23 protein-coding genes, 1 tRNA gene and 2 riboswitches are annotated in these 25,938 nt (G+C 64.8%); of the genes, 7 read left to right on the forward strand and 17 right to left on the reverse strand.

Going from position 1 to position 25,938, the window contains the following annotated elements:
• Positions 1-302: 302 nt before the first annotated feature.
• Positions 303-2,807: a DNA helicase PcrA gene (gene pcrA, locus AC5RT4_RS14325; protein ID WP_494106174.1), complete on the reverse strand. Its 2,505-nt coding sequence runs from the start codon at positions 2,805-2,807 to the stop codon at positions 303-305.
• 77 nt (positions 2,808-2,884) lie between these two features.
• Positions 2,885-3,715, reverse strand: a complete 831-nt coding sequence (locus AC5RT4_RS14330) for an inositol monophosphatase family protein (protein WP_494106175.1) — start codon at positions 3,713-3,715, stop codon at positions 2,885-2,887.
• Between the two features lie 32 nt (positions 3,716-3,747).
• Between AC5RT4_RS14330 and AC5RT4_RS14335 the strand changes: the two genes are divergently transcribed.
• On the forward strand, positions 3,748-4,380 hold the full coding sequence (locus AC5RT4_RS14335) for a hypothetical protein (protein WP_494106176.1): 633 nt from the start codon (positions 3,748-3,750) through the stop codon (positions 4,378-4,380).
• Here AC5RT4_RS14335 and AC5RT4_RS14340 read toward each other — a convergent pair.
• Positions 4,377-5,156: a DUF998 domain-containing protein gene (locus AC5RT4_RS14340; protein ID WP_494106177.1), complete on the reverse strand. Its 780-nt coding sequence runs from the start codon at positions 5,154-5,156 to the stop codon at positions 4,377-4,379. The two genes, AC5RT4_RS14335 and AC5RT4_RS14340, sit on opposite strands and share 4 nt — an antisense overlap.
• Before the next feature lie 84 nt (positions 5,157-5,240).
• Here AC5RT4_RS14340 and AC5RT4_RS14345 point away from each other — a divergent pair.
• From AC5RT4_RS14345 to AC5RT4_RS14355, 3 genes are all read left to right on the forward strand, one after another.
• Positions 5,241-5,313 (forward strand) — tRNA-Arg (locus tag AC5RT4_RS14345).
• 1 nt (position 5,314) lies between these two features.
• Entirely contained in the window at positions 5,315-5,791 is a 477-nt protein-coding gene (locus AC5RT4_RS14350; protein WP_494106178.1) for a DUF6314 family protein, read from the forward strand.
• Positions 5,788-6,225, forward strand: coding sequence for an NUDIX hydrolase (locus tag AC5RT4_RS14355; protein WP_494106179.1), 438 nt, complete (start codon positions 5,788-5,790; stop codon positions 6,223-6,225). The genes AC5RT4_RS14350 and AC5RT4_RS14355 overlap by 4 nt, the downstream gene beginning before the upstream one ends.
• Here the strand turns inward: AC5RT4_RS14355 and AC5RT4_RS14360 are convergent.
• A complete protein-coding gene (locus tag AC5RT4_RS14360) occupies positions 6,222-8,135 on the reverse strand; it encodes an ABC transporter ATP-binding protein (RefSeq protein ID WP_494106180.1) in 1,914 nt (637 codons plus the stop codon). The two genes, AC5RT4_RS14355 and AC5RT4_RS14360, sit on opposite strands and share 4 nt — an antisense overlap.
• Positions 8,132-9,775, reverse strand: coding sequence for an ABC-F family ATP-binding cassette domain-containing protein (locus AC5RT4_RS14365; RefSeq protein WP_494106181.1), 1,644 nt, complete (start codon positions 9,773-9,775; stop codon positions 8,132-8,134). Before AC5RT4_RS14365 ends, AC5RT4_RS14360 begins: the two co-directional genes overlap by 4 nt.
• 244 nt (positions 9,776-10,019) lie before the next feature.
• Here AC5RT4_RS14365 and AC5RT4_RS14370 point away from each other — a divergent pair, with 244 nt between their 5' ends.
• Together AC5RT4_RS14370 and AC5RT4_RS14375 are read left to right on the forward strand one after the other, a co-directional pair.
• Positions 10,020-10,757 carry a hypothetical protein gene (locus tag AC5RT4_RS14370; protein WP_494041294.1) on the forward strand — a complete coding sequence of 246 codons (738 nt, stop codon included), beginning with the start codon at positions 10,020-10,022 and terminating at the stop codon, positions 10,755-10,757.
• A complete protein-coding gene (locus tag AC5RT4_RS14375) occupies positions 10,754-11,491 on the forward strand; it encodes a hypothetical protein (protein WP_494041295.1) in 738 nt (245 codons plus the stop codon). Before AC5RT4_RS14370 ends, AC5RT4_RS14375 begins: the two co-directional genes overlap by 4 nt.
• 179 nt (positions 11,492-11,670) lie before the next feature.
• On the opposite strand, the gene AC5RT4_RS14380 is transcribed toward AC5RT4_RS14375, so the two are convergent.
• From AC5RT4_RS14380 to AC5RT4_RS14425, 10 genes are all read right to left on the reverse strand, one after another.
• A complete protein-coding gene (locus tag AC5RT4_RS14380) occupies positions 11,671-14,730 on the reverse strand; it encodes an alpha-mannosidase (protein ID WP_494106182.1) in 3,060 nt (1,019 codons plus the stop codon).
• A gap of 143 nt (positions 14,731-14,873) precedes the next feature.
• The gene (gene fdhD, locus AC5RT4_RS14385; RefSeq protein ID WP_494106183.1) at positions 14,874-15,761 is read right to left on the reverse strand and encodes a formate dehydrogenase accessory sulfurtransferase FdhD; all 888 of its coding nucleotides are present in this window, start codon (positions 15,759-15,761) and stop codon (positions 14,874-14,876) included.
• Positions 15,762-15,839: 78 nt separating this feature from the next.
• Positions 15,840-17,219, reverse strand: coding sequence for a molybdopterin molybdotransferase MoeA (locus AC5RT4_RS14390; protein WP_494106184.1), 1,380 nt, complete (start codon positions 17,217-17,219; stop codon positions 15,840-15,842).
• Positions 17,216-17,509 (reverse strand): DUF6457 domain-containing protein, encoded by a 294-nt coding sequence (locus tag AC5RT4_RS14395; protein ID WP_494106185.1) that lies wholly within the window; start codon positions 17,507-17,509, stop codon positions 17,216-17,218. The genes AC5RT4_RS14390 and AC5RT4_RS14395 overlap by 4 nt, the downstream gene beginning before the upstream one ends.
• Positions 17,506-18,171 (reverse strand): molybdenum cofactor guanylyltransferase, encoded by a 666-nt coding sequence (gene mobA / locus AC5RT4_RS14400; protein WP_494106186.1) that lies wholly within the window; start codon positions 18,169-18,171, stop codon positions 17,506-17,508. Before mobA ends, AC5RT4_RS14395 begins: the two co-directional genes overlap by 4 nt.
• Before the next feature lie 45 nt (positions 18,172-18,216).
• Entirely contained in the window at positions 18,217-18,717 is a 501-nt protein-coding gene (locus tag AC5RT4_RS14405) for an HNH endonuclease (RefSeq protein WP_494041301.1), read from the reverse strand.
• A gap of 258 nt (positions 18,718-18,975) precedes the next feature.
• The gene (locus tag AC5RT4_RS14410; RefSeq protein ID WP_494041302.1) at positions 18,976-19,776 is read right to left on the reverse strand and encodes an NlpC/P60 family protein; all 801 of its coding nucleotides are present in this window, start codon (positions 19,774-19,776) and stop codon (positions 18,976-18,978) included.
• 164 nt (positions 19,777-19,940) lie between these two features.
• A complete protein-coding gene (locus AC5RT4_RS14415) occupies positions 19,941-20,651 on the reverse strand; it encodes a C40 family peptidase (protein ID WP_494041303.1) in 711 nt (236 codons plus the stop codon).
• A gap of 70 nt (positions 20,652-20,721) precedes the next feature.
• A riboswitch (cyclic di-AMP (ydaO/yuaA leader) is annotated at positions 20,722-20,902 on the reverse strand.
• A gap of 128 nt (positions 20,903-21,030) precedes the next feature.
• Positions 21,031-21,852, reverse strand: a complete 822-nt coding sequence (locus AC5RT4_RS14420; RefSeq protein ID WP_494106210.1) for a M23 family metallopeptidase — start codon at positions 21,850-21,852, stop codon at positions 21,031-21,033.
• A 9-nt stretch (positions 21,853-21,861) separates the two neighbouring features.
• Positions 21,862-22,073, reverse strand: a riboswitch (cyclic di-AMP (ydaO/yuaA leader).
• Positions 22,074-22,217: 144 nt separating this feature from the next.
• Positions 22,218-22,913, reverse strand: coding sequence for an iron-dependent transcriptional repressor DtxR (locus tag AC5RT4_RS14425; RefSeq protein WP_494041304.1), 696 nt, complete (start codon positions 22,911-22,913; stop codon positions 22,218-22,220).
• Between the two features lie 278 nt (positions 22,914-23,191).
• On the opposite strand from AC5RT4_RS14425, the gene serC reads away from it, so the two are divergent.
• Positions 23,192-24,322: a phosphoserine transaminase gene (gene serC, locus AC5RT4_RS14430; RefSeq protein WP_494106187.1), complete on the forward strand. Its 1,131-nt coding sequence runs from the start codon at positions 23,192-23,194 to the stop codon at positions 24,320-24,322.
• A 151-nt stretch (positions 24,323-24,473) separates the two neighbouring features.
• Here the strand turns inward: serC and AC5RT4_RS14435 are convergent, their stop codons facing one another.
• Together AC5RT4_RS14435 and AC5RT4_RS14440 are read right to left on the reverse strand one after the other, a co-directional pair.
• Positions 24,474-25,205 carry a DUF3027 domain-containing protein gene (locus tag AC5RT4_RS14435; RefSeq protein WP_494106211.1) on the reverse strand — a complete coding sequence of 244 codons (732 nt, stop codon included), beginning with the start codon at positions 25,203-25,205 and terminating at the stop codon, positions 24,474-24,476.
• A 137-nt stretch (positions 25,206-25,342) separates the two neighbouring features.
• On the reverse strand, positions 25,343-25,726 hold the full coding sequence (locus AC5RT4_RS14440; RefSeq protein ID WP_013599963.1) for a cold-shock protein: 384 nt from the start codon (positions 25,724-25,726) through the stop codon (positions 25,343-25,345).
• Between the last annotated feature and the right edge of the window lie 212 nt (positions 25,727-25,938).

Below are 25,938 nucleotides of genomic sequence, written 5' to 3' on the forward strand. Positions count from 1 at the left end.
TCGGACACCATCAGAAGACGATGACCGGGCTGCGGAATTGCTCGCACCGGAGGCGTGTTGGAAACGAGCCACGCGGCGTGATGCTCCACTGGGAACTCTAGTCCTTTGGAGGGACCGGCCCGTCCAAGACTACCGCTTATGTGAGTAAGCACACTATTCTATGGAGCGTAGAAAAACCGCGGAATTACGGGGTTTTTGACGCCTTAGAAGGTGCAAGGGAGGCGCTTTCGGCGGGTCCGGAAATCAGCTCGTAACGCTCCCCTCCAGGCGGCAACAATCCCCGAAACAATCCCCCGTATGCGTTATGCGTCGAGTTTAGTCAGCGGCGCGTACCGCAGCAGCAGCCGCTTTTCGCCGACGTCGAACTTCACCTTCGCTACGGTCTTGTCCCCCGCCCCCTCCAACGCCAGGACCGTTCCATTGCCGAAACTCGTGTGGTTGACCTTGTCCCCGACACTGACGGCAACGACCTCTTTCTGCGGCTGCACCCGCGTCCGGGCTACGACCGCCGGAACATCGGAATTGAAGCCGGCCGACGGGTCAGCGGCGGCACCGCGGGCTGTTCCGGCGCCCCAAAAGGACCCGCTGTAACGGCTGGACCCGATGGATCCGCCGCCCCAGCCTGCCTGCCTGGTGGTGCCTTCGCGCTTCCACTCCACGAGGTCGGCCGGGATCTCCTCCAGGAACTGGCTGGCAGGGTTGTACTGGCTTTGGCCCCACATGCTGCGGACCTCGGAGCGGGTGACGTAGAGCCGCTTGCGGGCACGGGTGAGCCCCACGTACGCGAGCCTGCGTTCCTCGGCAAGTTCCTTTGGATCCGTCGCTGAGCGCTGGTGCGGGAACAGCCCGTGCTCCATGCCGGTCAGGAACACCACCGGGAATTCGAGTCCTTTGGCGGTGTGCAGCGTCATCAGCGTGACAACCCCCAGCCGTTTCGCTTCCGCCACGGCGGCGGCGGTGTCTTCGGCGTCGCCGCCGGGCGCATCCGGAATCTGGTCGGCGTCGGCCACCAGGGACACCTGTTCAAGGAAGGCCTCAAGCGTTCCTTCCGGGTTTTCCTGTTCGTACTCGCGCACCACTGCCACGAGCTCGGCCAGGTTTTCCACCCGGGACTCGTCCTGCGGATCGGTGCTGGCGCGCAGTGTTGCCAGGTAACCGGTCTGTTCAAGAACGGCTTCCAAGGCCGCGGCCGCACCGGAACCCGCCGCCACTTCCGCGAGGTCATCCAGCAGCTTTACGAACCCCAGGACCGCGTTGACGGAGCGGGTGGCCATGGCCGGGGCCTGCTCGGCACGGCGGGCTGCGGCCATAAAGGAGATCCGCTCACGCTGTGCCAGGGCCGCGACGGCGCCTTCGGCCCTGTCCCCAATGCCGCGCTTTGGTTCGTTGAGCACCCGGCGGAGGTTGACGTCGTCGTCCGGATTCACCAGGACACGAAGGTACGCGAGGGCATCCTTGATTTCCTTGCGCTCGTAGAAGCGGGTGCCGCCCACCACCCTGTAGGGCAGGCCCACCCGGACCAGCACGTCTTCTATGGAGCGTGACTGGGCGTTGGTGCGGTAAAAGATGGCGACATCCCCCGGACGGAGGTTGTCCTCGTCCTGGAGCCGGTCAATTTCCTTGGCAATGAACTGGGCCTCGTCGTGCTCGTTCTCACCCACATAACCCACGATTTTGTGGCCGTCACCTTCGGCCGTCCACAGCCGCTTCTCGGGACGGTTGGGGTTGCGCGAGATAACGGAGTTCGCGGCACTGAGGATGTTCTGCGTGGACCGGTAGTTCTGCTCCAGCTTGATGGTCCGCGCCGCGGGGTAGTCCTTCTCGAACTCCACGATGTTGCGGATGTCCGCGCCGCGGAAAGCGTAAATGGACTGGTCCGAATCGCCCACCACTGTCAGCTCCGACGCTCCCGGGCCTTCGCCCACGATTTCGCGGACCAAAGCGTACTGGGCGTGGTTGGTGTCCTGGTACTCGTCCACCAGGACATGCCGGAACCGGCGGCGGTAGGACTCCGCCAGCGCCGGAAAGGCACGGAACATGTAGACGGTTTCCGCGATGAGGTCATCGAAGTCCATGGCGTTGGCCTGGCGCAGCCGCTGCGTATAGCCCTTGAAGACGTCCGCCACCGCCTGGTCGAAAGGATCGTTGTAATTCGCCGAGGCGGCGAACGAGTCAGCGTCGATGAGCTCATTTTTCAGCGCGGAAATTTTGTGTTGGATGGCCTTGGGTGCGAACTTCTTGGGATCCAGGTCCAGTGCCTTTGACACCTGCGTGACCAGCCGGAGGGAGTCCGCGGAGTCGTAGATGGAGAAGTTGGATTTCAGACCAACGTTTGCCGCTTCCTGCCTCAGGATACGGACGCAGGATGAGTGGAAGGTGGAGATCCACATGATCTTCGCGCGGCCGCCCACCAGCACTTCAATGCGTTCCCGCATTTCCGCGGCGGCCTTGTTGGTGAACGTGATGGCGAGAATTTCCCCGTGGTGGGCCCGTCCCGTGGCGATGAGGTAGGCGATCCTGTTACTGAGCACACGGGTTTTACCCGAACCGGCACCGGCTACGATCAGCAGGGCCGGACCGGTGTGTTTGACCGCCTCTTCCTGCTGGGGGTTCAACCCCTCAAGGAGCTGGGCGGCATCCAGGCGGTGCCCCCGGTGGCCCTGCCCTTCCGGAGCCCGGTCCACACGGACGCTGCCGCCTGTCCCCGGAGCCGCAGCTACACCCTCGGAAGGCGATTTGGTGCGGACAGCGGCGGCGGAAGCGGCCTTAAAAGGTCCGTCAGAGTACGGGTCGAACAACATATCCATGATGCCTACAAGTCTAGGCGGTGGGGCCGACACTCACTTCCAGGCTGTGGATTACGTGGCCGGGATTACCCGCACGTTTATGCCACCGAGCCCGACTCCAACGCCGCACGCAACTCGCGTACCGCCGTCGTGCCTCCTGCCATAAACCATTCCAGGCCGTTGACACGGACGGTGTCCACGGCTCCGCCGGCGGCACGGACAATGGCCTTGCCCGGCAGCCAGTCCCACTCCGGGCAGCTGTGCTGGAACCAGCACCCGAGCTGCCCGTCAGCCACCCGGCCCAGGTCGCAGGAGCCCGAGCCGAGCATCCGCAGGGCCGCGGCCGAGGTTGCGGCGGCGTGCCAGGGCATGGCGCACAGGGGGTCCATCAGCCAGCTGGGGTGAATGTAGGTGGCCGCGCCAAACTCTGCAACGGCAGTGCTGTTCCGCGCTCCCCCGCCTTCATGGAACGCCGTCAGGGGCTCACCGTTCAAGGTTGCCGCGCGCTCTTTGCCGCCAACCCAAAGCTTGTCCTCCTCAGGCTGGAAGATGGCGCCGAGCACCACGTCGGAGGGATCCTTCAGGGCTATGGCGGAGCACCAGTACGTGGAGCCGTGCAGGAAGTTGTAGGTGCCGTCTACAGGATCGATGACCCAGGTGCGGCCGCTGGTGCCCTGCACCGAGGCGCCTTCCTCTCCCACGATGCCGTCTTCCGGCCGGCAGCGCTGCAGTTGCTCCAGCACGTAAGCCTCTGCGGCGTGGTCTGCCGCGGTCACAACATCGGAAATGGAAGTCTTTTGCTCGGACTGCAGGCCGGCCATCCGCATGAGCAGCGCCAGCTGCCCGGCTTCGCGGACCAGGGCTGCCCCCAGCTGGTAGTCGTCCAGGGAAGGGTCAAGTTCAGCAGCGCTGTGCCGGCCAATGGTCATGGCTTCAGTTTATGGGGCTGGATAATGGTGCCATGGCCAAAACTCCTGCGCAGCGGATCAAGAAGCATGGTTCAAAAGCGGTTGTACCGCAGCACCATCTTCCCCCTGTGGTAAATTCCACCACCGCCCGCACTCCGCAAAAAGCCGAAAGCAACGGCAACCTCATCCTGATCGCCGGAGTGGTGGCCAGCCTGTTCCTGTTCTGGTACGTGCACCTGCTCACGCTGGACCAGTTGCGGCAGCTCGCCTCCGGTTTGGCCATGCCCGATGCACTGATCGGCGGTTTCGATCCCGCTTACGTCGGCCAGCTGCGCTCGGCCATGGACGAGGACGCGCGCGGCCAGCTCAACTACGTGCACAAAACGGCGGGGACCCTGTTTCCGCTGATCTTCGGGTTCACCTGGCTGCTGCTGATCGGAACAAGCGTTGCACGGAAAACGCTGCGCTGGGCGCTGTGGGCTCTCCCCCTGCTGTTTGTCGCCGTCCGGCTCTGGGGCAACGCGGCCATCGACGGCGTGCTGGCAGCGGAAACGGCCAACGCCGGCCAGGTCGCCCTGGCATCGACCCTCACCGTCGCCGGCTGGGTCCTGCTGGTCCTGAGCCTGCTGGCAGGGGCCGCCGCGGTATTCCTGCGGGCGCGGAAGCCTCAAGACGCCGAGGGCTAAAAACTCCCCTGCAGCCCCTGCCCGGCGGCAGCCTCGGCGCGGACCAGTTTCCGGTGCCGGCGCACCCGCTGCGCGATCACCAACCCGGCGGTGGCCATTCCCACCGTGACCGGGTAGGCCATGAGCCTCTCCAAGGTCCCGGGCTCCGGCACAGCCATGCCGGTAAGCCCGCCGGTTACCAGGGCGGCAGCGGATACGGTGCCGCAGGCAAGGATGAACCACGCCAGAAGTGTTTTTCGCAGCCACAGGATCCCCAGGACCAGCAGGGCAACCGACCCGGCCGCAAAGTACATGACCGCTCCGGCGTAGTGCCAGCCCGAGCCAATGTCCTCCGGAACCAGTCCCACGATCACCGTTCCGGCTCCCGCCGTTGCTGTCAGCACCCGGAAAGCGGCGGCGGCCAGCCAAGGAACGCGCCGGCCCGGCCGCACGTATGCGCTGGCCAGGGCAGCCACCCGCAGAAGCCCCGAACTCAGGAGCAGCGCACCCAGCAGCATCCCCAGCCCCTGGACCACAAAGGAGGCGTTCATCAGCCAGTTCAGCGGCGAGCAAACCTCACGGCCGTCGAAAATCCCGCAGTTGATGGCACCCAGGTCGCTGATGTAGCCCGTGCGCAGGTCGTACGGGCGGGGTCCGGCCCAGGCGGCGATGACTGCCGCCTCCGCCGCGAAATACTGCAGCACGCTCAGCACGGACCAGGCGCCGATGTACTGCCGCGTGGACGCGGTGTCCGGAATGAACGCCACGGAGCGGGCTGTGGACGGCGCTGAACTCATGCCTTGAGCGTAGTACGGCTCTGTACCTTGTATGCTTGTATCCGTGTCCGAGCCGGACCGGCCCTGCCGATCCTGCGGACGCCCGCCCTCGTAGCTCAGTGGATAGAGCACGGCTCTCCTAAAGCCGGTGTCGTTGGTTCGATTCCAATCGAGGGCACTTGAACTTTTCTCCCCCGGAGTTCGCACTCCGTGCCTACCTGCTCGGCCCGGCCGCCCCCGCGGAATCGGGGCAGTGGGCTGTCCGGCGGGACCTGCTGGACAGGGCAAGCGGCACCCGCGGTACCTTTTCCGGCGTCGTGCGCTTTGACCCACTGGACGACGACGGCCTGGCCCTCCGCGAAGAAGGCACCATGCGCTGGCCCACCTTCACCGGCCCCGCCTCCCGTGACTACCTGCTGAAGACCACGGACCACCCCGACGCCCTGGACGTCTTTTTTCCGGACGGGCGCCCCTTCCACACCATGAGCTTCACGCCTAAAGCCAACCTGGACCAGCACTGGTGCGATCCTGACACCTACCGCGTGGCCTACAAGTACATTGACGAGAACCGCTTCAGCTACAGCTGGGACGTGACGGGGCCGCAGAAGGACCTCCTGCTCACCTCAGTGCTGGTGTGGCTTACGGTGGGCGCATGAAGAACCGCATCGTGGTGTCCGCGGTGTGTGTCTTCGACGATGCCGGCCGGCTCCTGACTGTGAGGAAGCGCGGCACCGCCATGTTCATGCACCCGGGCGGGAAGCCGGAAATGGGGGAAACAGCGGCACAGACGGCGGCACGGGAACTGGCCGAAGAAGTGGGTATCGTCCTCGATCCGCGCGAGCTTCAGCTGATGGGAGTCTGGATCGCGGAGGCCGCCAACGAGGCCGCCACGGATATCGAGGCAACCGTCTTCATGGCGCCGGGTACCTGGACGGCCCATCCGTCTGCAGAAATAGCGGAGATCCGCTGGCTTGAACTGGCTGGCGAACTGCCCGCGGACCTCGCCCCGCTGCTCACGGAGCATATCCTTCCGAAGCTGGCCGCAGGGCCTGGAGACGTCCGGCGTGCAGGCACCCCGCCTGAAGGCTAGAACTCAGGAACTGCTTCCTGCGCCACTGCCGTGGCTTCGGCAAACTGCGTCCGGTAGAGCTCCGCGTAGCGTCCCTCGGCGGCCAGCAGTTCTGTGTGGGTCCCCCGTTCCACAATCCGGCCGTCCTCCACCACCAGGATCGCATCAGCGGCACGGACGGTGGACAGGCGGTGGGCAATCACGACGGCGGTTCTCCCCTCGAGCGCGGCACCAAGGGCAGCCTGCACTGCAGCTTCGTTGGTGGAGTCCAGCGCGGCCGTTGCCTCGTCCAGGATCACCACGCGGGGCTGGGCGATGAGCAGCCGGGCGATCGTGAGCCGCTGGCGCTCACCACCCGAAAGCCGGTAGCCGCGTTCGCCCACCACGGTGTCCAGCCCGTCCGGCAGGGACCGGATCATGGCTTCGAGCCGGGCCTGCCGGATTACCTCCCACATGTCCTCCTCAGTGGCGTCCGGCTTGGCGAGCCGAAGGTTGGAGGCGATGGTTTCGTGGAAGAGGTGGCCGTCCTGCGTCACCATGCCCAGCGTGTCCCGGAGGGAATCGAAGGTGGCGTCACGCAGGTCCAGTCCAGTCCCGCGCGTGGTTCCGCCCAGGCGCACGGCGCCGGAGTCCACATCGTAAAGCCGGGCCAGCAACTGGGCAATGGTCGACTTGCCGGCGCCGGACGATCCCACCAGCGCCACCGTCTGGCCGGGCTCCACCCGGAAGCTGATGCCATGGAGCACCTCTTCCCCGCCGCGGGTGTCCAGGGTGGACACCTCTTCCAGCGAGGCGAGTGAAACCTTGTCCGCCGAGGGGTAGGCGAAACGGACGTCGTCGAACTCAACTGCTACCGGGCCGGGCGGCACAGGCACGGCGTCCGGCTTTTGCTGGATCAGGGGTTTGAGGTCCAGGATCTCGAAAACACGCTCGAAACTGACCAGGGCGCTCATGATTTCCACCCGGGCGTTGGAGAGGGCTGTCAGTGGGGCGTAGAGGCGGGTCAGCAGCAGGGCCAGCACCACAACGTCGCCTGCCGCCAGTTGGCCGGTGATGGCAAACCATCCGCCCAGCCCGTACACAAGCGCCAGGGCGAGCGCGGAGACCAGCGTCAGGGCGGTCACGAAGGTGAACTGCAGCATGGCGGTCCGGACGCCGATGTCGCGGACGCGGCCGGCGCGGACGGCGAACTCCCGGGACTCCTCATCGGGGCGGCCGAAGAGCTTGACCAGGGTGGCGCCGGGGGCGGAGAAGCGTTCAGTCATCTGGGTGCCCATGGCCGCGTTGTGCTCCGCCGCCTCGCGGCGCAGGTCCGCGAGTTTGGACCCCATCCGCCGCGCTGGGATAAGGAAGACCGGCAACAGGATCATGGCCAGGACTGTCACCTGCCAGGACGTTCCGAGCATAACGATGAGCGTGAGGATCAGGGCCACCACGTTACTGACCACACCGGACAGTGTCCCGGCGAACGCCGACTGGGCACCGATCACATCGTTGTTCAACCTGCTGACCAGGGCGCCGGTGCGGGTCCGGGTGAAGAACGCGATGGGCATTTTCTGCACGTGGTCGAAGACCTTGGTGCGAAGGTCCACGATCACCCCCTCACCGATGGTGGAGGACAGCCAGCGGCTCACCAAACCCAGGCCTGCTTCGGCCACCGCCACGACGGCGATAAGCACCGCAAGGCGGACCACTTCCTCCGCGGCGGCCTTGGCCACGATCGCATCCACCACCTGCCCTGCCAGCACGGGCGTGGCCACGGCGAGGAACGCCATCACGATGGACAACGCCACGAAGGCCAGGAGCTTGCCCCGGTGCGGCCGGGCAAACCCCAGGACGCGCTTGAGGGTGGCCTTGGAGAACGGCCGGGAACCGCTCTTGGCGCGGGTGATGTTGTAGAGGGAGCCCCATGCCACCCGTTCCATGCTCATTGCTGCTGCTCCGTTACGGTCCCGTTTTCCACATTCCAACGTACATCCAGCCGCACGTTTTCCAGCAGCCTCCGGTCGTGCGTCACCAGCAGCAGGGCGCCGTCGTAGCTCTCCAGCGCCTCCTCAAGCTGTTCGATGGCGGGAAGGTCAAGATGGTTGGTGGGCTCGTCCAGGACCAGGAGGTTCACTCCGCGCGCCTGCAGCAGGGCCAGGGCAGCCCTGGTCCGCTCGCCGGGTGACAACGAATCAACGGCACGCGCGGTGTGGTCCGCCTTCAGGCCGAATTTTGCCAGCAGCGTCCTGACCTCTGCCGGGTTAAGGTCCGTCAGGACAGCTTCGACGGCGTCGGCAAGGGCAAGGTGGCCTGCCAGCAGCCCCCGGGCCTGGTCGATCTCGCCGATGGCCACCGAGGCGCCCATGGCTGCGCTGCCGGACTCCGCTGCGAGGTCACCCAGCAGCAGGCGCAGCAGGGTGGACTTGCCGGCGCCGTTGGGGCCCGTGATGCCGATCCGTTCCCCCGCATTGAGCTGGAGGTTGACCGGGCCGAGGGTGAACGTGCCCTGTTTTACCACAGCATCGCGGAGGGTGGCCACGACGGCGCTTGAGCGCGGCGCCTTGCCGATGGAGAACTGGAGCTGCCACTCCTTCCGTGGCTCTTCCACCACGTCCAGCCGGGCAATCCGCGATTCCATCTGCCGTACTTTCTGCGCCTGCTTCTCCGAGGACTCGGTGCTGGCGGCGCGGCGGATCTTGTCGTTGTCCGGGCTCTTCTTCATGGCGTTCCGAACGCCCTGTGAGCTCCATTCACGCTGCGTACGGGCCCTGGACACCAGGTCCGCCTTGGTGGTGGCAAACTCCTCGTACTTCTCGCGGGCGTGCCGCCGGGCCACTGCACGTTCTTCAAGGAAGGCGTCATAGCCGCCGTCGTAAACAGCTACGGAGTTCTGCGCCAGGTCCAGTTCCACTACGGTGGTGACGCAGCGGGCAAGGAATTCCCGGTCATGGCTGACCAGGACAACGCCGCCCCGCAATCCGCGGACAAAATCCTCGAGTTTGGCAAGTCCTGCCAGGTCCAGGTCGTTGGTGGGTTCGTCCAGGAGGACGACGTCGAACCTGCTGAGCAGCAGGGCCGCGAGCGCAACCCTGGCGGCCTGGCCCCCGGACAACCCGGTCATCTCGGCATCAGTGCCGGTGTCCAGGCCCAGATCAGCCAGTACGGCAGGAATGCGGTCGTCCAGGTCAGCGGCTCCGGAGGCCATCCAGCGGTCGAAAGCGCGGGCGTAGTCATCATCGGCCCCGGGCGCGCCGGAACCCAGCGCCTCTGCTGTGGACTCCATCTCGGCGGTGGCCTCGGCGCAGCCGGTCCGCCGGGCAATGTACGCCGCCACCGTTTCGCCGGAAACGCGCTCGTGCTCCTGGGGAAGCCAGCCCACGAACGCGTCAGCGGGAGCCAGGCTGACGGTCCCGCCCTGGGGCTGGTCGACGCCGGCAAGCAGGCGGAGCAGTGTCGACTTTCCGGCGCCGTTAGCCCCCACCACACCGACAACGTCACCAGGGGCGACCGTGAGGGAGAGTTCGGAGAAGAGCAGCCGGTGGTCGTGACCGCCGGAAAGATCCTTTGCAACAAGGGTCGCAGTCATGGAGTCATCCTTTCACCGCAGCGCGCAGCAGGTCTGGCGCCTTTCGGCCCGCAAAGCCTCTGCATTCCGTCAGATGGACGGCGCCCGGAGCCCGGACATAAAAGAACCCGCTGGTCCGGACTTGGGGGGTGTACGGACCAACGGGCTCGACCATCAAGCATAGCCGAAACTGGGGTGCGGGTAAAATCGGCCGGACAAGGGCAGGCTAAAATCAACAAATCATCCGATCTGCAGAGAGCCCTTCATGACCCTCCCCGCCAAGGCGTTCCAGCGCTGGCTGCAAGGAATCGCGCCGGACGCCAGTACGGCAGATGTCTGCCGGATCTCGGGAATCAAGCGGACCACTCTGGCCCAGCAATTGGTGCGCGGAAAAGTTTCTGTCAGCACGGTGGTCAGCATCAGCCGCGCCTACAACATCAACCCGGTGGCTGCCCTGGCCGACTTCGAACCGTACCGGGAACTGGCCGGACCGCAGCAACCGCCTGCCCGGTGCGAGCTGGTCAGCCAGATTTCCACCGCTGACCTCCTGCGCGCCATGCTGGCCCGCCCGGGCATGGGCCCCGACGGGAACCCGGGAAGCACGCCGCCCCCGCTGTCACCTGCGCCGCACGCCACGTCCGTCAAGAATTGGGTTGATGCCATTGACGACGGCGAGGTGCGGCACCGTGTTTCCGCCGCCACCGGCATAGCGCCACAGAACTATTCAGCCCAGTTGACCGCCAACCGGCTTTCAGCAGAACTGGCCGTGGCCACGGCGCGGGCGGCAGGAGTGGGCCCCGCAAGCGGCCTGGTGGCCACCGGCTTGATCACCGAGGAAGAGGCAGGTTGGCCTCCCGGCGCACGCCAGGCCGCATTGGACAGCCTGTCCGACGGCGACCTCGCGGTCCTGGCCGGCGACCGGCTACAGGCGTTGGGCAAGGTTTTGCGGCGGCAGGAACAGGACCAGGCGCAGACAGAAAAGATTTGGGAGAACCTGGGATGATCGAAATTCTTCAGTGGTCCACGCTGGCAATCTGCGGACTTATCGCAGCGGCCCGGGTACCGAGTGCACTTCGGGGAGAGAACCGGTCCCTTTTCTATATTTTTGCTCTGCTGACTGCGGCCATCCTTTTGAGCATTGAGGCGCCCTACGCGGCGGTTGACGGAGCGCTGGGAGGCACGAACCTCGCCAACCTGCTGCTGCGCTTCATCATTTTCGGAGCGATCTACTTTGTGGGGATACGGGTGACACGGGGATTTGGAGCGGACCATGCCTACCGGCTCATCACGGGCAGGCTGGGCATGATGGTGCTGCTGGTCATTTCCCTGGTGATGACCATCCTGTTTTTCCTGATGGACACTACCGGTTCCTCGGCCGGACTGTCGGCAACAGCGGGCAAAAGCGAGCGAAACTTCGTCCTGGTGGAGTATTACGGGGCGGCGGGACGAGCCTATCCCTCTTACGTGTCCTTGGTCCTGCTTCCGGCCATGGTCCGCGCAGTAGGCAGCAGACTTCCCGTGCTGGTACGGGTGGCCGCCGGGCTGCTGGCAGTGGGCGGAATGGCTATAGCCCTCACCCTGCTGTTCCCTGTGGTGCCGCCCGCGCTGGGCGCCCTGGAGTTCATCGTCAATTACACGGCGGTGCTCTGCTTCGTCCTCGGCCTGGCCCTCATCTGGGTCGCGAGAGTCAGAAACAGCAGGAGCCACCCGCTGAGAAGGACATCTACCGAAACGTAACCTTTCCCGCTTTCACAAAATCATTAGAATGTGAAACAATCATGAATGTGTGAAGGTGGGGGCTGCGGGGCGTTTACGAACGGGGATACTTTCTTGGACGAATGCGGCCCCCGGGGGCCTTTGCACGCTTTGGGGGGATGAGTGGTGGCGGCCGTTGGGGACCGCCCCCACTCAGCCATTTAAGGCCCTTTTCCGCCCGCCTGCTCCTGTCCGCGAACAAGACGCAGCGTCACCAACTGGAACGGCCGCAGCAGCAGCTCCGCCCCGTCCACGCCGGCGTTTACGCCGGCAGCATCCACCTGGCGTTCCAACAGATCCACGGCAGTGATCCGCCGTACCGGGAAGTTCGCGGTGAGCGTTCCCCCGGAACGCTGCCCCAGCGATTCGTACAACCGGACAATGACATCTCCGGAACCGTCCTCTGCGAGCTTCACAGCCTCCACCACCAAAGCCGGGTTTGACAGCGAAACCAGCGGCTCCACCGGCGAGGCTCCGGTGACCAGCCTCGGAGGAAGGTTGGTCCGGTATCCTTCCTCGACAGCATCGGCAATGCCGGCGCCGGGCCGGACGGTGACGGTCAGCTCGTGACGTCCACGGTCCGCATCCGGATCCGGGAACTTCGGGGCACGCAGCAGCGACATACGCACTGTGGTGGTGGTGCCGCCGTCGGACGCCCTGATGCTTCTGGTGACGTCATGGCCGTACGTCGACGAGTTGGAAACGGCGACGCCGTAGCCCGGCTCCCCCACGTGAATCCAGCGGTGTGCACAAATTTCGAACTTCGCCGCTTCCCAGGACGTGTTGGTGTGGGTTGCCCGGAAGACGTGACCGAACTGTGTTTCCGCCGCAGACCGGTCCGCCCGCACATCCAGTGCGAAGCCAAGCTTCAACAGCTTTTCCCGCTCCTGCCAGTCCACAGACGTGGTGATCGACAGCGAAGGACTTCCGGCGGCGAGGCTGATGCGCTGGGTAATGGCCGAGGACTCTGCCCTCCGCTCCACCAGTACCGCAGCCGTGCCGTCCTCGTCGACAGTCCGCACCGACTCCGCGCAGGTCAACGGAGTGACGTTGCGGCGGTAAAACTCGTCAATATCCCAGGCGTCCCACTCATTGGGGGTGTCGCGGTGTAGTTCCAAAAGGTTGCCGCGTTCTCCCGGCGCAATCGCTTCCCGGCCAGTGGCATAATCCCAAAGCGAAGTGAGCAGGCCGTCCGCATCCAGGACTGCCCGGATGATGCCGTTGTCCAGAACGAAACCACCGTCCCGCGCTGCGGAGCGGGCGGGAGCAGACTGCGCCGCAGGGACGCCGGCAGCCATCGCAGGCACGCCGCCCAGGGCATGCGGTGCTGCATTCAACAGGAACTCCCGGTCTCCGCAGCCAACCACTGCCTTGGCAGCAGCGGTGATCAGCGTTTCGAGGTCAGCTTCGATGGTTGCGTAATCGCGTTCGGCGTCCCGGTGCACCCAGGCAATGGAGCTGCCTGGAAGGATGTCGTGGAACTGCTGCAGCAACACCAGGCGCCAGAGCCTTTTGAGCTCGGCGGCGGGGTAGGTGAACCTGTCCCCTGCACGGACCGCTGCAGTTGCACACCATAGCTCCGCTTCGCGCAGCAGGTGTTCGCTGCGCCGGTTGCCCTTCTTGGTCCGGGCCTGGCTGGTGTAGGTGCCGCGGTGCAGTTCGAGGTACATCTCCCCCACCCACACCGGCAGCGACGGATACTCATCCTCGGCCTGCTGGAAAAAGCCGGCGGCGGAACCGATCCGCACCTTGGGAGATCCTTCCAGATCTGCTGTCCTCACGGCAGCCGCAAGCATTTCCCGGGTGGGGCCGCCACCGCCATCACCATAGCCGAAGGGCACCAGCGAGACGGTGCCGCGGCCGTGGTCGCGGTAGTTCCGCTCGGCGTGGGCGAGTTCGCGTCCGCTGAGCTGGGAGTTGTAGGTGTCCACCGGCGGGAAGTGCGTGAAGATCCTGGTGCCGTCGATGCCCTCCCAGTTGAAGGTGTGATGCGGCATTCTGTTGGTTTGGTTCCAGGAGATCTTCTGGGTGAGGAACCACCGGCTGCCGGCGGACTTGACGATCTGGGGCAGGGCTGCGGAGTATCCAAAGGAGTCCGGCAGCCACGCTTCCTGGCAGTCCACGCCGAACTCGGCAAGGAAGAAGCTTTTCCCTTCCACGAACTGCCGCGCCATCGCCTCTCCGCCGGGCATGTTGGTATCGGACTCCACCCACATGCCGCCTACGGGTACGAACTGCCCGGCGCGCACCTTTTCCCGGATCCGGCCGAAGAGTTCAGGGTAGAACTCTTTGATCCAGGCCAGCTGCTGCGCCGACGAGCAGGAGAAAACGAAGTCCGGGTACTCATCCATCAGCGCCACTACGTTGGAGAACGTCCTGGCGCACTTGCGGATGGTTTCCCGGACGGGCCAAAGCCAGGCCGAGTCGATATGCGCGTGGCCGGTGGCAACGAGCTGGTGAGCGGACGCATAGGCGGGACGCGCCAGCACTTCGGCGAGGGCGGCCCTGCCGGCGGCTGCGGTGCCGGCGACGTCGTCGGGATCCATCACGTCCATCATGCGCTCAAGCGCCCGCAGGATCTCGTGCCGCCTCGGCAGCTCCAGGGGCAGCTCCACCATCAGGCCGGACAGGGTCCAGATGTCCTGCTGCAGTTCCCACACAGCCTGGTTCAGCTCGGCGATGGCAATGGTTCCCAGCCTGTATTGGGGTGCCGTTCCGGCCGTTGCCTTGTCGCCGTAAGGTGTGGCGGCGAACGTCCAGCCCTGCGCAACATCAGGGTTTGCGGCGGCCTCCACATAGAAGTCCACTGCCATGCCGCCGCCCAGAAGCTTGAGCGGAATGTACTGGTTCCGCGGCGACACCGCTTTGATGATGGTGCCGTCGGCCCGCCATGCGATGCCCTCGCACTGGAAACCCGGCACTTCGATGGTGAACCCCAGATCGACCACCACTTCAAGGGTAGTGTCCGGCTCCGTGCCCCAGGACTCGGGGACTTCCCCCTGGAGATGAAGCCACTTGGTAGCCCACGGCTTTCCCCAGGGAGCGCCGTGTTCCTGCGGCTGGAACTTCTGCCGCATGGCCTCGAGGGCCGGCACGGGTTCGTCCGGCACGTCCCAACTGCTCAGGCTGAGGGGGAGGCTCCGGCTGTATACGGCGGGGTTGATGCGTTCTCGGACGAATCTTTCGAGGCGGACTTCCGTGATTCGGCGGTCGTCATGCAATGTTGGCCCTCTTCAGCGCTGAAATCGTGGACCATGTTGTCCATTCGGCGGATAAAACTACCCGCTGGTAGCTTACTCGCCATAACCGGCGGACAACATCCCCCAAAAAACGTTTTCCGCGCAGGGCGGGCGGGGAAACCGGCTCAGGTCCGGGCGTCGGCGGCAGTCCGGGCTACGGGCCTGACGATCCGGTGGTCACCGGCATAGATGTTGAGGCTGGTTCCCCGGCTGAAGCCGGCAAGCGTCACGCCGCTGGCCTCTGCAAGCTCAACCGCGAGGCTTGACGGCGCGCTGACCGCGGCGAGCACGGGAATTCCCGCCAACGCCGCTTTCTGCACCAGTTCAAAGGACGCCCGCCCCGAGACTTGGAGGACGGTGCCGCGGAGCGGGAGCAGTCCTTCACGCAGCGCCCAGCCCACCACCTTATCCACGGCGTTGTGGCGCCCTACATCCTCTCGGAGGCACAACAGCTCCGCGCCGCCGTCGGCCTGGATGTTGAACAATCCGGCGGCGTGCACTCCCCCGGTGTCCTCGAAAAGGCGCTGGGATTTCCGCAGGAGGGCGGGCAGCGATGCGAGGAGCTCAGCGTCGATGGTCAGCGGGTCTGCGGCGGGACTGTAGTGCGAGGACTTCTGGACTGACTCCACGGAGTCCGTTCCGCAAATGCCGCAGGAGCTCGACGTGTAGATGTGGCGGCCGATGGACGGAATTGTGACGTCCGCCCTTAGCTGGACTTCCACCACGTTGAATGTCTGGACGCCGTTTTCATCTTCGCCGGCGCAGAAACGCAGCGACACGAGTTGCTCGGAGCTCCAGATGATCCCCTCTGACACCAGGAAGCCGGCCACCAGGTCAAAGTCGTCGCCAGGGGTCCGCATAGTGACAGAAAAGGAGAGCTGTCCGAGCCGGATCTCCAGGGGCTCCTCCACAGCGAGGACATCCTCACGGTGGCGTACCGGAAACTCGAGCGCCTTCGGAGAACCGTCAAGGACGTACTTGTGCACCTTCCGGCGCTGGGTTACCCGGCCCATTCCCACCCCTGCGTTTTCATAGGTCCATCATGACAACTGCCGCAGCCTGACACCAACCGGGCACGGCCGGGAGCAGCGTCAGCCAAGCAGTTCACTCCAGTCTACGGGCCCGCTGGCTGCCGGTTTGGCGGCGGTCCTGGTTTGCCGCGGTGCGCTCCTTGGCTTTGCCTTCCCGGCAGGATCACCAGCTGCCGGACTGGGTGGCCCCCAGGGCAGGGCAACGGCCGGCACCAACTCGCCGAGTTGGACTCCGTGGGGCGGCACCACCATCACGCCGTCGGCCGAGGCCAACCCGCGCATCATCCCCGGGCCGTTGTGCTGCGCCGGAGATGCCATCCCGTAGAGGAGCCGGAAGGGCATCAGCCGGGTGCGCCCCGGATCGGGTTCGATCATGCTTCCGCAGGGCACTTCCTGGACAGGGGGCAGGCTGCCGTGGCCGAGCGCGGCGAGCAGGGGCGCCCCAACAGTGACCAGTGCCATCATGGCGGCGAGCGGGTTCCCTGGAAGACCGAGGACAAAGCGGCCGTCCGGCAGTTCCGCCAGGACAGCCGGGTGTCCCGGGCGCATCGCGATCCCGTCGACGACGAGCCTGCCCCCCAGTTCTGCCACCGCCGTGCGGAGGTGGTCCGTGCCTGAGCGTCCGGTCCCGCCCGTGGTGATGACGACGTCGGCCGGCAGGTCTGGAGCGCCGGGCACCTCAGGTACCACGTCCTCCAAGGCGGCGAGCCACTCATCGTAGGAGTCCCCGATCCGGTGCTGTTCCCCCGCTATGCCGCCAAGCATCTCCACGACTGCCGGCAGTTGCGGACCGAAAGTGTCCCGCACCTTGCCCGGGACTGGCACTCCCTGTTCAATAACTTCGGAGCCGGTGAACAGCATCCGGACAAGGGGTTTTCCCTGGACCTGCAGTTCGTCGTAGCCGGCAAGTGCCGCAAGTGCCAGATGGGCAGGGTTGAGCTTCGCTCCCGCCTTGACCAGCACGTCTCCGGCCAGGGCTTCCTCCCCGGCTTTGCGAATATGCTGGCCGTTGCGGGGTTCCCCGGGCGGGGCGCTCCCACCCGTCATCAGGACCGGCAGGCCGTCCTCGTCCGTGCCGAGTACGGCGCTTTCGCTGCGAAGCACAGCCTTTCCGCCGGGAGGAATCAGCCCGCCGGTGACGATTGGGCTGGCCTGGTGGGGCGCCAGCCGGGCGCCCGGTTCCGCCAGGATCCACGGGCCGCTGCCGTTGACCGCCCAGCCGTCCATGCCGGAGGAGGCGTAGTGGGGCATGTCCTGGAGCGCAGTAATGTCCTGGTCAAGCTTTCGGCCCAGGGCAAACTGCAGGGGAACAGGTCCGGCCGGAATAGGTGTGGCTGCTTCGAAGGCGGCAAGCCTCGCTTCCTCCCAGGTGTGGGCCAGATGCCGCGGCCTCTCCGGCAGGTCCGTTGAACTCCGTTCTTCCCCGGGCTCCTCGGTCATTCGCCGGGAGTCCCGGCAGCTTCAGCGTCGTAGTCGGCAGCCAAAGATCGGGCCACGGCCAGGGCACCTTCCATGGACGCCGTTTCCGTGCTGCATCCGGCCGCTGAAGCCAGGCCGGCCGCGTAGCCGGCGATAAAGGTAGTGAGGGGCGCCGCAGGCCGCACGACAGAATGGGCTGCTGCCCCTGCAAGGGCGAGGACGGCGTTGACATCCACCTGGACGTCCTCAAGCTCATAAGCCTGGAGCAGGGACCTGCACCACTCCTCCAGCGTTTCGTCCTGGCTTTTCACTGACTGCCTCCCAAATCAACTGCTGCCGCGCCGGTCCTGGAATTCGTCGTAGTCCCGGCGTCAACTCCTAGTGCGGCGGCATCATCCCAGGTATCCACATCGTCAGTGGAACCGGTGGGGACGGTGACAAGCTGCAGGTCAAGACTAGCAAGGAGTGCCCGCATCGAACCGTTAGTTAAGGCGCCCCGCGACGCAAGATCCTCCGCAGCCTTTTTTAGCATGCCTGTGCGGTAGAACCCGGCGAGGTGCTGGGGCCGCCCGTCTTCCCCACAGGCCATGAGCCCGTCGCCTCCGAGTTCATCGTCGTCCAGCGGCTTCCTCAGGGCCCGCACGGCAGCAGAGATCCGCGGCATGTCACAGGCCAGCACCAGGGTGTACGTCTGTTCGCTTCCGGCTTGGGCCAACGCGTCAAGGCCAGCGGCCACAGCAGCGGCCGGGCCTGCAAACTCGGGTTGCTCCCGGCATGAGAGCACACCTGCGGGAAGTGCACCTGGGTCCGGGCCAACTATTACTGTACGGAAGGCCCCGGAGGCCGCGGCCAGTGACTGCTGCAGGAGGGTTGCACCTTGGAAGACGAGCCCTTGCTTCGGTACTCCGCCCAGCCGTGATGACCGACCGCCGGCCAGGATCAAGGCATTGAAATCCGACCCCTTTTGCTCCATTCCCCCAGCCTAGTCCGGGGGCACGGAAGCCGTCCGACACTGGTGCTACGCAGCACGTTCGGGCAGCAGGAACGGATCCCAGGCGGGCGTCGGCTTCTCGAGTTCCTTGATCTGCCAGATGGTCCCATGCGGAGGCTCCGGGACGAACCTCAGCTTCCAGCCCATTTCCGCCGGGGTGTGGTCGCCCTTGACGTTGTTGCATTTCAAGCAGGCAGCCACCAGGTTTTCCCAGGACTCCGCACCTCCGCGGGACTTTGGTTGAACGTGGTCGATGGTGTGCGCAGCTTTACCGCAGTAGGCACACTTGTGCCCGTCACGCCGGAGCACTCCGCGTCGGCTAACGGCCGTGGACTGGTTGTATCTGGGGCGTATGTAGCGGTTCAGGAGGATCACGGACGGGCGGCCCAGAATCTCCTGGGGACCCACGACGGGATCGTCCCCCTCAGCCACAACGCTCGCCTTGCCCGTGAGCACAAGCACCAGCGCCCGGCGGAAAGTAATAACCGCCAGCGGTTCATATCCAGCATTCAGAACGAGAGTGCGCATGCACGTACCTCTTCACGGCCGCACCCGTCAGGGGCACGAGGGCCGGCTGCCCTCGGCATGTCCGGGCTATGGATCGACACCACAAGAGTAAACAAAGAAGTGCACTATCAGCTAATCGCTGAAGCCGGAGGCAGCCGTGTCCGAACCAAAATAGGCGCGGGACCCGCAAACCCTCCGGGTTAACTGACAGAACCCCCGCCGGAAGGGCAGGGGTCCTGTCTGGATTTCGTCAGCTATGCAAAACGTGGCGGAAGAGTGTCAGTTGACGCGGATGAACACCGGGCCGGAGCCTACGTTGGCGCTGAAGACAACAGTCTGGTTGCCGTTGTAGCCACCGTGGACGGCCTGGCCGTTGCCGGCGTAAACGGCGATGTGCGCCATGCCGGAACCACCGTTGGCGTAGTAGATGAGGTCGCCCGGCTGAGCCTCTGCAGCGCTAACCGTACGGCCCAGGGAAAGGTAGCCTGCCGGCCAGTCGTGGAAGTTGATGCCCACGGCAGCCAGGGAGTTGGTAACCAGCATGGTGCAGTCCTGCATAACGCCGAGCTGTGCGTAGGCGGCGGACAGGATGGCCGCACCCTTGCCGCTTGCCGGTGCAGAAACGGCGGGCGCGGCTGCTGCCGGAGCGGCTGCTGCCGGCGCCGTGGCGGTCACCTTGGCGACAGCGGCAGTCCGTGTGGCGGGAGCAGGAGCCGGAGCGGCTTTCTGAACCTCAGCTTCTGCCTCGACTTCGGGCTCGGGGGCTTCCACTACGGGGGCCGGGGTGGTGGTTACAGCCGGCTTCTCGAAGGAGATGGCGATGGTGGAAGCAGCCGAAATCGGAGCCTCAACGGTTGATTCAACTTCCAGGGTGGAAGCCGGAGCGGAATCACGCTGGACGTTGGCGTCAGCAGCGTTGGCTGCCAGGCCGCTGGTCAGGACAAGGCCGGAAGCCGCTGCGATAACAGCCGCCTGGCGTCCTACGCCGCCGGCGTTGTCGCCGACAGCTTTGGCAATGATGGCGAGCGAGTTGGTTTTGGTGACCTCGGCGCGGTGCCGTGCGGTTGCACGAGTAGTCATCAGTTCTCTCTTTCGTTTTCCTTCGAACCGCATGTAGGCAGCCAAAGGGGACTGGACGTGCCGGCATCTTGGGGGTACGCCGGCACGCCCTGAACGGGGATGTGTGATTTAGCGAAAAGCGTGTTTGGGCAAAGAAAAAGCTCTTGGACCGTAAGGTCGAAGAACTAGTTCATGGTGAAGAACGCGGAGGAGCCGGTAGCGGCTACCGAGTGCAGCAGCGTTCCCTGGGAGGGGTTCAGGGCGCTGATCATCATGCCGTTGCCGACGTAGATGCCAACGTGCGCTCCGCCGTTCTGCATAACAAGGTCACCGGGCTGCGGCGTGGACGTGGGCTTCATTGCAGTCCATGCGTTCACGCGGGGGATGCTGATGCCGGCCTGGGCGTAGACCCACTGGGTGAAGCCGGAGCAGTCCCAGCCATTGGGGGTGGTGCCGCCCCAGACGTACGGGCTGCCGATGCCGGTGTAAGCGATGGCCGCGATGCCCGAGCTGGCCGCGGATGCGACGGGCTCGGCGATCTTCTTTGCTGCTGCTGTGGTGGCAGTCGCCGCAGTGGGGGCAGTTGACGCGGTCGCTGCAGTCGATGCGGCGGGGGCGTCCTCGTCATCGGAGGTTGACTGGACTGTCACAGGCTCCACAACAGGAGCGGCGATGGTGGTCACAACCGGCCGTTCGAAGGAAACGGTAGCCGTGGGTGCCGCGGTGACGGCAAGGGCGGGCTGCGCGGATCCGGACTCGGTGGAAGCGGAGATACCAGCAGTGGTATCTGCTGCATTGGCTGGCAGGCCCATGGTCAGGATGAGGCCGGATGCAGCAGCGATGACTGCAGCCTGGCGACCTACTGTCCCGGCATTGGCACTAACAGCCTTGGACATGGAGTCCAGGGCGTTGGTACGAACCGGTTGCGCGCGGTGGCGCGCCGAATTATGGCGTGAAGACACGAAGGTAGCCTCTCCCAATGCCTGCGAGGTGAGCTGTCGGATTCGGATGGGAGTCACCCGGCCGCGCGGCTTCCTGGGAAGCTTTTGCGACTTAACCCCAAGGCCTTCGAAACTAAAGGCCACAATTGGTTCCCCCGCCCCTGCCAGACGATGAAATGCGAACGGACCTTGAGCGGTGGCAGAGTTAGGCAATCCGCACAAGAGCGTCAACTTCGGAAAAGTTGACGCGAGTTAGACGGTACAGCAGTTTTGCGTGAATGTCACATTCAGGTCACGGCAGGTCAAGATGATTTGATAGCAAGCGGTCACTTGACTAGAGCCAGCTGGTGGGGTCGACGACCTCACCGTTGACCTGGACCTCAAAGTGCAGGTGGCAGCCGGTGGAGGCACCTGTGGTCCCGCTGAGGGCTACAACGTCTCCGCGGGAAACTGTCTGCCCCTCCTTCACGCTGAAGGAGGAGAGGTGGTTGTACGTGGTTTCCAGGCCGTTGCCGTGGTCCACTACAACGCGGTTGCCGCCACCGTACTCGTGCCAGCCGGCGAAGGTAACAGTTCCCGTGGCCGCAGCCAGGACGGATGTGCCGCACTGGGCCACATAGTCCTGCCCGCGGTGGAAGTCGCCGGAGCCTCCCGTGATCGGGCTGACGCGGTAGCCGAACGGCGAAGCAGTGGTCAAGGCAGCGAGTGGGGCACCGAGGCTTCCCGTGGAAGCAGCGCGGGTTACGGCGCCGGCAGACTGGGCGCTGAGCAGCTGCTTCAGCTTTCCGTCCGGGTCCGCCTGGGTGACTACAGCGGAACGGCTGAAGTCAATCGCGGCCCCGGCTTCTGCGGTGATCTGGGGCTGCGGGGCAACAGCTGACGCGGCAACGGCAGAGGATCCCAAGGTATCGGTGGCCATGACGGGACTGGTGGCCGGTACGGTCACGGTGAGTACCAGTCCGGTGGCGGCAAGTGCCACGCCGGCCTTTTGGCCGATGCCGCTGGCTGCAGCGAATTCGGTGACCTGACGGAAGGGACCCCGACGCCGGCGAGCATCACGGTGCGGATCGCGGGGGCGTTCCGAGGTGATGACTTCGACAACGCGCGGTGTCGAAGCAGGGACCGGCGCGCGGCGGCGTCCCCTGGAATTGTGCATGGTCAAGAAGGGTCCTCTCTGGAAAGCCTGCGAAGTTAGCTGTCGGATTCGGGTCAGAGAGTGCAAAGACCCGGTCCGCCGTAAGCAAGCTTCGGCACAGAGATATCCCGGAGGAATCCTTCACTGGAAGAGGCTTGCTGCTGACGGACTTAACCCCAAGGCAGTCCCCCGGCTGCCGCTTGTGGTTCCCCCGCCTCTGCCAGTTACGACTCGTGCTCCTGATCCGCTGGCAGAGCTCGGCTCCGGATCAGGTAACGCTTTAATATCAACTTCAGTTCAACTATAGAGGCAAAAGGGGCAAAGTAACAATTCCGTTATCTTTGCGTAAGCCACTTCACATGGGGTAGGACACCCAACGAGGATTCTCAGGCGAGGGCCACGAACACGTGGGCCGCCACCTCCGGCGGCAGCTCGAGCGCCCCTTCGATTCCCGGGACCCGGACGGAGATGTAGTCACCCACCCGTTCCAGCGACACAGCAGCGCCAGGCCGGATGCCGCCCTCGTCAAGCTGCGAGAGCAGCTCAGGCTCCACCTGGATGGGTTCAGCAAGCCGGCTGATGGTGACAACAGAGGCAGAACCGTAGGACTTCATCGCCTCCAGAAGGCTGACAGCCCCGTCGCCAAAACCAAGGGAAGGCATGCCGCCCAGCGCGGCCAGCCCGGGGATGGGATTTCCGTACGGAGACTTGGTGGGGTGGTCGAGCATCTCGTAGATGCGCCGTTCCACCCGCTCGCTCATCACGTGCTCCCATCGGCAGGCCTCGTCATGGACGTAGGCCCAGTCCAGTCCGATCACGTCGGCGAGGAGCCGCTCAGCCAGGCGGTGCTTGCGCATGACTTCGGTGGCGCGCTTACGGCCGGTTTCAGTGAGCTCCAGGTGGCGGTCGCCGGAGACCACTACGAGGCCGTCCCGCTCCATCCGTCCAATGGTCTGGGAAACGGTGGGCCCGGAGTGGCGAAGCCGTTCGGCGATACGCGCACGCAGGGCAACGATGTTCTCTTCCTCGAGCTCCAGAATGGTCCGAAGGTACATCTCCGTAGTATCAATCAGATCCGTCATCCAGCTCAGCTCCTCGAGCGCAGTACCTTGCGTTGTCCCACCGTATCGCCTTCAACTGCGACGTAGTCCGTGGAAAAGCTTAGCCTATTTTGACTTTGTCCGATTAGTTGCGGCGGGCTGTGTGACCGTCTCATTGACTGGACTATGACGGTTCCGGTTCCCGCCCCAACAGTCCCACAGGGCAGAATGAGGGAGGCCCTGGTTGGAGCTGTCACCGGCTGCCGGCCACCAGCACCCGTCCGGACCAAAGCCGTGTCCACGCCGAAATTGGAGCACCTGTGAGCGAACCCAGCATCACTATTCCCGCCGACCTCCTGCCCCGGGACGGACGGTTCGGCGCAGGGCCATCCAAGGTCAGACCGGAGCAGATTGATGCCCTGTCCGCGGCCTCGAAAAACATCCTGGGTACGTCCCACCGGCAGGCCCCGGTCAAGAACCTCGTTGGCTCCGTCCGCGAGGGCCTCGGCCGGTTCTTTCGGGCCCCGCAAGGGTACGAAGTTGTACTCGGCGTCGGCGGCTCCACGGCGTTCTGGGACATTGCCAGCTTCGGCCTTGTGGAAAAGAAAGCCCAGCACTTGTCCTTCGGCGAGTTCGGATCGAAATTCGCAGCGGCTACCAACAAGGCGCCCTTCCTGGAGGCCTCTTCCATTATCAAGTCCGAGCCCGGCACCCGCCCCTCCGCCCAGGCCGAAGCCGGTGTAGACGTCTACGCCTGGCCCCAGAACGAGACCAGCACCGGCGTCGCAGCCCCCGTGCAGCGAGTCGATGGGGTGGACGAGGGCTCACTGGTGCTTGTGGACGCAACGTCCGCAGCCGGTGGACTGGATGTGGACGTTGCACAGAGTGATGTCTACTATTTCGCGCCGCAGAAAAACTTTGCCTCCGACGGCGGGCTCTGGCTTGGCCTGTTCTCCCCCGCCGCACTGGAACGGGCGGCGCGGATCAAGTCCAGCGGCCGCTGGATTCCCGATTTCCTGGATTTGCAAACCGCCATCGACAACTCGCGCCTGAACCAGACCTACAACACCCCGTCGCTGTCCACCCTGGTAACGCTGGACGCGCAGGTGCAGTGGTTGAACTCCAACGGTGGTTTGGATTTCGCTTCTGCCCGCACAGCTGATTCTGCCGGACGCATCTACAGCTGGGCCGAGGCGTCGGAATTCGCCACCCCTTTCGTCACCAACCCGGATGAGCGTTCCAACGTCATCGCAACCATTGACTTCGATGAGTCCGTTGACGCCACCGTGGTTGCCAAGGTCCTGAGGGCCAATGGAATCGTGGACACGGAGCCGTACCGCAAGCTCGGCCGAAACCAACTGCGCATCGCGACGTTCGTGGCGATCGAGCCGGCAGATGTTTCCGCCCTTCTCGCCAGCATCGACTACGTCGTGGGCGAACTGCGCAAGTGAATCGTGCTGCGTCGCGAAACGGGGCTGCGCCAGAAGCCCAAATAATTTAACACCTATTGGTTAAGTACGACGGCGCCGCCCGGGTTTCCCGGTCGGCGCCGTTGGTGCGTCGGAGCTGGTCACTCAGCCCGCGTTCGCGTGACTTTGAGCCTTAGTGCCTTCCGGCGTCGTGGTCGAAGGGCTGCGCCGGGGCCTCAGCGTCCTGCTCTTCCCCCTGCTGCCGTTCGCCGTCCTGTGCTTCGCCGGACTGCGCTTCGCCCAGGCCGACAGCATCCAGGGAAGCGGCAACGCCCTCGGCAGGTTCACCGGAAAAAGGTTCAGTGGGGTCAGGTTCAGTGGAGGCAGCGTCCGCTGTCGAATCGGGAACCGCAACAGTTTCAGGCGCCTCCGCCGCTGTTTCAAAGACGTGCTGTTCGGCTGTTTCCGGTTCCGGCTCCTGCTCATCCTCGGGCCGGACGCGTTCCGCCCACGGCACCCATTCCGGCGCGAGGATGGATTCCTCGGACGGCAGGAGGCCGAGCTCGTTGACTGTGACTACCTTGGACCGGGAGTTCCGTGTCAGCACGGCGAACCACTGCCAACCGACGTAACCGGGCAGCCTGCATTCAAAGAGGTGGGTTACCAGCCGGTCGCCTTCGCTTTTAGCTGCCAGGTGCGCCCCAATGTCTGACGGCGAGGTGATGCCTGCAAGGGCGGTCCGTGCAGTGTCCACGGCAGCGGCAAGGAAAGCGTCCGGCTTTCCGGTCCGCCACACAGGCACCCCTGCGCGCCGCTTGGCCGGTTTGGCTGTTGCAACCGTCGGCGCGGCAGGCGGAAGGCCTGCAGAGGCGGCAGCAACATCGGCGTCCCCGGCCGGTGCGGCACCTGCCTGAAGCGCCACCAGGTCCACTGATGCGGGATCCACCGACACCGGGTCCACCAACTCAATGTCCAGCGAGCCCGCGGCCAAAGACGCCAGGTCCACCGGTTCCGGGACGGTTGACTGCGGGTCCTGCTGATCAGCTTCCGGTTTCATGGGGCCTAAACGTCCAGCTCGTCGGCAACCTTACGCAGGGCGGCAGCGATGGCCTTGCCCTTATTGCCTTCCGGGTATTTGCCTTTGGAGAGGGTTCCGGACAGGTTGTCCAGGACGGTCACGAGGTCCTGGACAAGCGGTGCAAGGTCCTTCGCGCTGGGCCTTTTGGCCTTCGCGATGGACGGCGTTTTGTCCAGCACGCGCAGGCCCAGGGCCTGGGCGCCCTTGCGGCCATCGGCCACACCGAATTCAACGCGGGTGCCGGCCTTCAGCTCCGTGACGCCCTCGGGCAGCGACGACTTGGGCAGGAAGACTTCCTGTCCGTCTTCGCCCGCGAGGAACCCGAAGCCTTTTTCCTTGTCATACCACTTGACCTTGCCGGTAGGCACGTAATCAACCTTCTTCGTTCTGACGTCTTGAGACACGGCCAGCCGTCACCGCATCCGCATTGCTGTGCGGGTTCAGGGTATGACGGCTGGAGACCGTGTTGGTCTGTATCCCTCAAGGTTATCCTGACAACTGCCGTTATCCTGCTTTCGATGGCGCTCCGCAACGCGCCGGCGCACCCCTGCAGAGCTGTCAGGCCGGACTGTTAGCGTTA

The organism is Arthrobacter sp. sptzw42 (genome assembly GCF_059089685.1).